Origin of the sequence: Mycobacterium sp. (assembly GCF_040509115.1) — a bacterium.
In the GTDB taxonomy this organism is placed as follows: Bacteria; Actinomycetota; Actinomycetes; order Mycobacteriales; family Mycobacteriaceae; genus Mycobacterium.
The window spans coordinates 1-6,468 of the sequence record NZ_JBEVLO010000299.1; the positions used below are offsets into that span (position 1 = coordinate 1).

7 protein-coding genes are annotated in these 6,468 nt (G+C 68.6%); 1 reads left to right on the forward strand and 6 read right to left on the reverse strand.

The features are described 5' to 3' along the window. Positions 1 to 180: hypothetical protein (locus ABW137_RS20680; protein ID WP_526403308.1), on the forward strand; the 180-nt coding region annotated here is incomplete at its 5' end. Positions 181 to 186: 6 nt separating this feature from the next. Here ABW137_RS20680 and ABW137_RS20685 read toward each other — a convergent pair. The 6 genes from ABW137_RS20685 to ABW137_RS20710 form a co-directional block, all read right to left on the reverse strand. Continuing rightward, a complete protein-coding gene (locus tag ABW137_RS20685; protein WP_526403309.1) occupies positions 187 to 525 on the reverse strand; it encodes a YbaB/EbfC family nucleoid-associated protein in 339 nt (112 codons plus the stop codon). Next, positions 522 to 2,123 carry a PPE domain-containing protein gene (locus ABW137_RS20690; protein ID WP_526403310.1) on the reverse strand — a complete coding sequence of 534 codons (1,602 nt, stop codon included), beginning with the start codon at positions 2,121 to 2,123 and terminating at the stop codon, positions 522 to 524. Before ABW137_RS20690 ends, ABW137_RS20685 begins: the two co-directional genes overlap by 4 nt. 9 nt (positions 2,124 to 2,132) lie before the next feature. Next, positions 2,133 to 3,530, reverse strand: a complete 1,398-nt coding sequence (gene eccE, locus ABW137_RS20695; RefSeq protein ID WP_526403311.1) for a type VII secretion protein EccE — start codon at positions 3,528 to 3,530, stop codon at positions 2,133 to 2,135. Continuing rightward, on the reverse strand, positions 3,527 to 4,876 hold the full coding sequence (gene mycP / locus ABW137_RS20700; protein ID WP_526403314.1) for a type VII secretion-associated serine protease mycosin: 1,350 nt from the start codon (positions 4,874 to 4,876) through the stop codon (positions 3,527 to 3,529). The genes eccE and mycP overlap by 4 nt, the downstream gene beginning before the upstream one ends. A 222-nt stretch (positions 4,877 to 5,098) precedes the next feature. Beyond that, entirely contained in the window at positions 5,099 to 5,356 is a 258-nt protein-coding gene (locus ABW137_RS20705; protein ID WP_526403312.1) for an HPr family phosphocarrier protein, read from the reverse strand. 30 nt (positions 5,357 to 5,386) lie between these two features. Further along, the coding region (locus tag ABW137_RS20710) for a PTS fructose transporter subunit IIC (protein ID WP_526403313.1) at positions 5,387 to 6,468 on the reverse strand (1,082 nt) is incomplete at its 5' end.

Sequence of the window (6,468 nt, forward strand, 5' to 3'; positions counted from 1 at the left end):
GCTGCCATGGCCCTTGCTGCCAGCCCGGCGGGGGCGGTGGCTGAGGATCAAATCCTGGCGGCTGACCGTGATGCGGTGGAAACGGTCCTGGCTGTCGGTCGGGTTGCCAACCGGGCGGCGGCGTGGTCATGCGCGGCGCTCAGGGTTCGCCGGGCAAGGCGCACGAATTCGCCCTCGTGAACACGGTCACGACTCCGCATCCAGCTCACCCGTGATCGCCGCGACGACCGCGTCGATCCGCTCGCGATCCGCCTCGATCGACGCCGCCGCGATCGCCCCCGCATTCGACAGCGCCTCGTTGAGCCGGGCTTCGACGGTCTCCGCGCCCAGCCGCAGCAGGCCGTCCTGGATGTGGACGTCCGTCAACAAATGATGACCGTCCAGCGTCACCTCCACCGTCTGCGTCTCGTCCATCGCCGAGAACGACTCACTGGCCATCTTGTGCAATTGGTCGTCCATCAGTGACTGCAGCTGCTGCGCCTGCTGCAACACGGCGGCCACCTGGGGATGCATGTCGTCGCTCACTTCGCGTCCTTCGAGTCGGAGCCGTCCCTACGCCTGGGCCGATGGCCGATGATCGACTCGGTCCACGGCCGATCCTCGGTGTAGATGTCCTCATCCGGCGCGGTGCCGGGGGTACGCCGCTTCTCCTTGCCGCCCCCGCCTTGACCGGCGCCGTGCATCGGCATGCCGCCACCCACGCCGCCCATCCCGGCACCCGAGGTGCCGCCGCCCGCTGCGCCACCGGCGCCCGCCGCAGCAGGCGACGGGCCGACCGACACGCCACCAACGTTGGGAGATGTCGGCATCGACGGCGGCCCGCTCACTCCTCCGCCAGCGCCTCCACCCGCACCACCGCCTGCGCCGCCACCGGCCTCGGCGGCCGCGGGACGCACACTCGGATCGTCGGTCGGCAGCGCTGGCATGTCCGCGCCACCGACGTCGGGTAGGCCGCTGGGCAATCCGCTACCGGAAGGGGATCCGCCACTGGAAGGCGAGCCACCGCTCGACGGCGTCCCGCTGCCCGAGCTGGACCCCGACTCCTGTGGCGTCTCCGTCGTGGGCGTCGCCCCGGTCTGCGCCGTGTTCGGCATCGAGGTCGCCGACGTCGGAGACGCCGTTGCACCACCTTCACCTCCGCTGCCACTACCGCCGCTACCACTGGTGCCCGTGCCGCCATCGTCGCCTTCACCCGGCAGCTCGGAGCCCGTCCGTGGCTTCTCGTTGGCCGACACCGACGTCGCCGCGATCCAGCCGGTCGGAACGTCCGACGGCCGGACCGCCTGCATCGTGGCCTGTTGCGCATAGGTCTTGCGCACGTCCAGCGATTCCTCGTTGAGCTCCTTGAGCCGTGCCTCGATCTCGTTCTTGCGCGCCTCGGTCAACGAGCCGTCCGCGTACTTCTTCAGCCCCTCCTCGAGTAGCGCCACGTACTCGGTGTTTATGGGTTCGTGGGCGGTCACCGCGGTCCGATGTGCCGTCACCACCTTGTCTGCCTCGTCCGCCAGGCTGCTGAGCGCCAAGGACATGTCCTGCACCCACGCCTGGAAGGCGCCGAACCGCGCGTCGGCGGCTTCCGCCGCCTGACCATCCCAGTTGAGGGGGGCGACCGTGAACGTCGCCCCCTTGGTCCCCAGCGTCTCCGCCTGAGTCCGCACGAACTGTGCCATCGCCGTCAGCGACGTCCCCTGGTCGCCGGCCTTCAGCTGCCTCTCGGTGGTCAACACGTCACCACCACCGGGATCAGGCGAGGTCGGCTCGTTCACCGCCAACACGGGAGGCGGAGCGGCATTCGAAGCCGGTTGCACCGCAACGGGTTCCGGTGACGAACCGTTCTGGACGGCGACCTGCGCGTTCTGGTCCATCGTCTCGTAGGCGGTGGCGACGTTCGTCAGACCCTGGGTCAGCCGATCGCCCTCGAACTGCCCCGCGAGCTGATACGACGCCAGGCTCAGATAGTTCATGCCGAGGTTCTCGGTGGCCGTCTGCGCGAGCGGCAGCTCGCACGGCGGGTTGGTCCTCGTCGACGAATCGGGGAACTGCGGCCAGGCCGTCCCGTCGATGGCGGCCGCTCTGGCGCGCAGCTCGCTCGCGACCACGCTCAGCTGATCACCCGACGACATGTGCCCTCCTCACGATTCCAGCGCCATCTGGTAGCGACTTTCCTCACGCGGATTGATCAACCGGATGGGCAGCTGACGATGGCGAGGTGTGTCGATAAAGTTGTGCCGCAACACTACTCGGCCGACGCCGGGATGCGGGCCGAGGTACGTGGTGGCCTTCGGCCACGCCACCTTGGCGACCGGACCCACCCGCGCGTTGATGATGCCCGCGAAGTCGCGGAACTGCGGCCCCAGCGTGACCGCCGCCCCCGCGGCCGACGAGCGGATGACGAACTGCGTGAACAGTCGTGCATCACCGAGGTTGATGCTGACGTCCACGTCGTCGAACGGCATGTACACCGGATACCGGTCGGCGGTCTCACCCACCAGCACGCCCGCCGACCCGATCGGCAACTCGTAGTGCCGGTCCGTCACCGGACTCTGTCCGTGCAGCGCGGCGCGCTGACCGCCGAACAGACACGAAAAGCCGCGTGGCGTCGTGGGTTCGGCCAGCGTCGTCAGCAGGACCGTCGTCGTCGGAGCCGTGCCCGGCCGGATGCGCACCCGGGTGATGGTGTGATCGGCCCGCGCCGACCACCACACGTCTGGCCCGCCTGGCGCTGTGTATGCGGCGGTAAAGGTGCTGCGCCCCTTGATCAACGACCACGCCTCGCGTTCGAAGGTGATCTCCGTGGCGTGGTCGAAGTCGTCGAAGCTGCGGGAGCAGCGGGCATCGATGCCATTACTGGCCAGCTGATCCGCCATCCGCGTCGCCGACGCCACCAGGTATCGGGCCAGGCCTGCAACGCCCGCCTCCCGACGCAGCGCCGCCCTGCGCGTCTCTTCGGGCTTGGCCCGCAACACGATCCAGGTGCGTCGGTTGGCCGGCGCGGGATACGGCCCGACGACCTGCTCGTAGAGTGCGACCAGACTCGACGGCGCCGTCCTGCCCACCCTGGCTCCCGCCGACACCACGTCGGCGTCAAGATCGGGGCAGTGCGCGGCGATCAGATCCTCGACGACCTGTGTGTCGATGACGTCGTCGGTGAACGCCCCGCCCGACACGATGACGGTCGGCGTGAACGGCCGCGGGACCAGTTCGATGACCGCGACCAGATGCTCACCCTGCCAGCGCACCGCCACGTGGTCGCCCGGCATCACCGTCGCGCCGACCGCGGGTGCCGACGGGGCCATGGGCGCCTGCTTGTGCCGCCTGCGCCACGCGAACACCGCTGCGATCCACCCCGTGAACCGTCGGCCCCGCACGCTTAGCGTCGTCGCCAGCGCGATCAATACCGACAGCGTGATGGCCAGCCACATCAGGTCCAGACGGACGAAGATCACCACGCAGGCGGGGATCAGCACCGCCGCGCACAACAGGTGACCGGTGGTGAGGCGGAGCCCGAAGATCGACAGGAACTTCGTCATCGGCGCCTCAGCGCCCGCCGCGCCAGCGCGAAGATGCCCAATGCCGCCGCGAGGCTCACCCCGGTCACGACGACGATCGTGATCGGCCCGCGGTCCGGCGGCGGAACGTACACCGGCGGTGGCAGCTGCTGCACCTTGTACGGCACCGTCTTCGGGCCGTCCGGGACGTCCCACGTCAGCGCCGCCACCGGATCGATGACGCCGGCCCCGACGTAGTTGTCGACGCCACCTCCTGGATGGCGTGAGGTCGCCGTAATGCGGTACATGACCTGCGCCGGAGTCAGATTCGGGAACCGCTGTTTGACCAGCGCCGCGAGCCCCGACACGTAGGCCGCCGCGAATGACGTGCCGTCGATGGGGATCGGTCCGTCCTGGCCGGCGAGCGCGTTGACGGGGTTGCCGTCATAGCCGAGGGCCACGATGTTCTGTGCAGGTGCGGCCGCGCCGACCCACGGCCCCGACATCGAGAACGTGCTCGGCTGCCCGGTCTGGCCGATGCCGCCGACGGTCAGCACCAGCGGCGAATACCAGGCGGGCGAGACGATCGTCGCCACGTTCTTCCAGCCGCGTGGATCGCTGGGCACCGCCGCGTCCGGCGGCGGGTTCTGCGTGCAGTCCCCTCCGGTGTTGCCTGCGGCCACGATGATGACGACGTCCTTGACGTTCACCGCGTATTCGATTGCGGCGCCGAGGCTCTTCTCGTCGATCGGCCTAGTCACTTTGTAGCAGGCGGCCTCGCTGATGTTGATCACCTGCACACCAAGGTTCGCGGCGTGCACGATCGCCCTGGCGAGGCTACGCAGGGACCCCGCCGTCGGCGTCTGGTTGGGGTCGTTGGGGTCGGATCGCGACCCCACCGGTTGGTATGCCGCCGAGGTCTGCCGCAGTGAGAGGATCCGGGCGTCGGGTGCGACGCCGATGAACCCGTCGGTGGGCGAACCCCGCCCGGCGATGATCGAGGCCGTCAGCGTGCCGTGCGAGTCGCAGTCCGCGAGTCCGTCTCCCGCCTGGTCGACGAAGTCGCCGCCGGGGCCCGCCGGAACGCGCGGGGAGCCGTTGACGCCCGTGTCGATGACCGCGACAGTTACCCCGGCGCCGGTTGCGAACTTCTGGGCGTCGCTGAGCCGGAGGTAGTCATTCGGCCACGGCTTGTCCGCGAAGTTGGAGTTCGGGAACGCCAGGGGTGCCGGGGTGCACGGCCGACGTAGCTCGGTGGGCTGATCCGGTCCCGTCTCATCGGGCGGTAGCGCCGCCGGTTCGATGGTCGGTGGCTCGATGGCAACCGCCGAAGGCGCACTCATCATCGCGAGGAAGAGCGTGGCCAGCAGCACGCCGATACGACGAATCACCGGTCAGCTCCCCGCACATGCGGTTGATCCGCGATGCGCTCAGAAGCCCGTAGCAAAACAAAAACCGCCCGGCGGGCGGTACATCCCATCACGTCAAGCCCCCTGACCACTTGCACTAGGCAATCTTACGGTCCGGTACGAGGACTACATGCAGCATTCTTGACGAGCTCGGGGGAGACGCCAGCGGCGCCTCCCCCGAAGACCTACTCTCTGCGGTTTCTACGCGTCTAGGTCCTGCTGCACCAGGTCGGCCACCAGGTTCAGCGCCGCCTCGTCGTCGGAGGCGACGGTGACCTGCGCGGCGTTGCCAGCGCCGAGCGTCATGATCATCAGGGCGGACCCTGCGTCGATCGGTTCACCGCCGTCCAGGGACAACGTGACCGGCACGCCGGCGTTGACGACCGCTTCGGCGATGATCGCGGCGGGACGGGCGTGCAGTCCGATCGACGAGCCGACGATGACTGTCTTGCTGGGCATTGGATCTCCTTCTGTGGTGTCTTGAGGATGTCAGGCGGCGACGAGCTCGGGGGACTTTTCCGCGCCGTTCTTCGGCTTGGCGAACTGCTTGGCGGCGACCACTGCGATGGCCGCGACGAGGGTGCCCGCCACTAGCGAGAGGACGAACCCGAGTTTGTTGTCGATGGCGAACAGCACGAAGATGCCACCGTGCGGCGCCCGGCAGGTCACCCCCAGAGCCATGCTCATGGCGCCGGTCACTGCGCCGCCGATCATCATGGACGGGATCACCCGAAGCGGGTCGGCCGCGGCGAACGGGATAGCGCCCTCGGAGATGAACGAGGCACCGAGAAGCCATGCGGCCCTGCCGTTTTCACGCTCGGGTTCGGTGAACAGCCCGGGCCGGACGGTGGAGGCCAGCGCCATCGCCAGCGGCGGCACCATGCCTGCGGCCATCACGGCGGCCATGATGGTGAACGACGCCGGGGTGGCTGCTGCGAGACCGGCGGTCGCGAAGGCGTAGGCGGCCTTGTTCACCGGACCGCCGAGGTCGAAGCACATCATCAGCCCGAGGATGACGCCGAGTACGACCGCCGACGTGCCGGACATGCTGTTCAGCCAGTTGGTCAGGCCGGTGTTGATCAGAGCCAACGGCCGACCGACGACCAGGAACATCAGTAGACCCATGGCCAGCGACGCGAATAGCGGAATGATGACGACCGGCATCAGGCCGCGGAACCACTTCGGTACGCCGATCCGGCTGATCCACAACGCGAAGAAGCCGGCGATCACGCCCGCGACGATGCCGCCGATGAAGCCACCGCCGACGAAGCCCGCCACGGCGCCGCCGGTGAAACCGGGTGCGATGCCCGGCCGGTCGGCGATGGCGAAGGCGATGTATCCCGCCAATGCGGGGATCAGGAAGCCGAACGCCAAGCCGCCGAGGGTGAACAGGATGGCGCCGAGGTACTCGGTGAAGCCACCGGGCGGCAGGTTGGTTAGCGAGTTGCTGAGCGCGTACATGTTGCCGTACGACGTTGTGCCGCCTTCGGGCTTGTTTGCAATCTCGTAGCCGGCGAACAGGAATCCGAGTGCGATCAGCAGCCCGCCCGCGGCGACGAACGGAATCATGT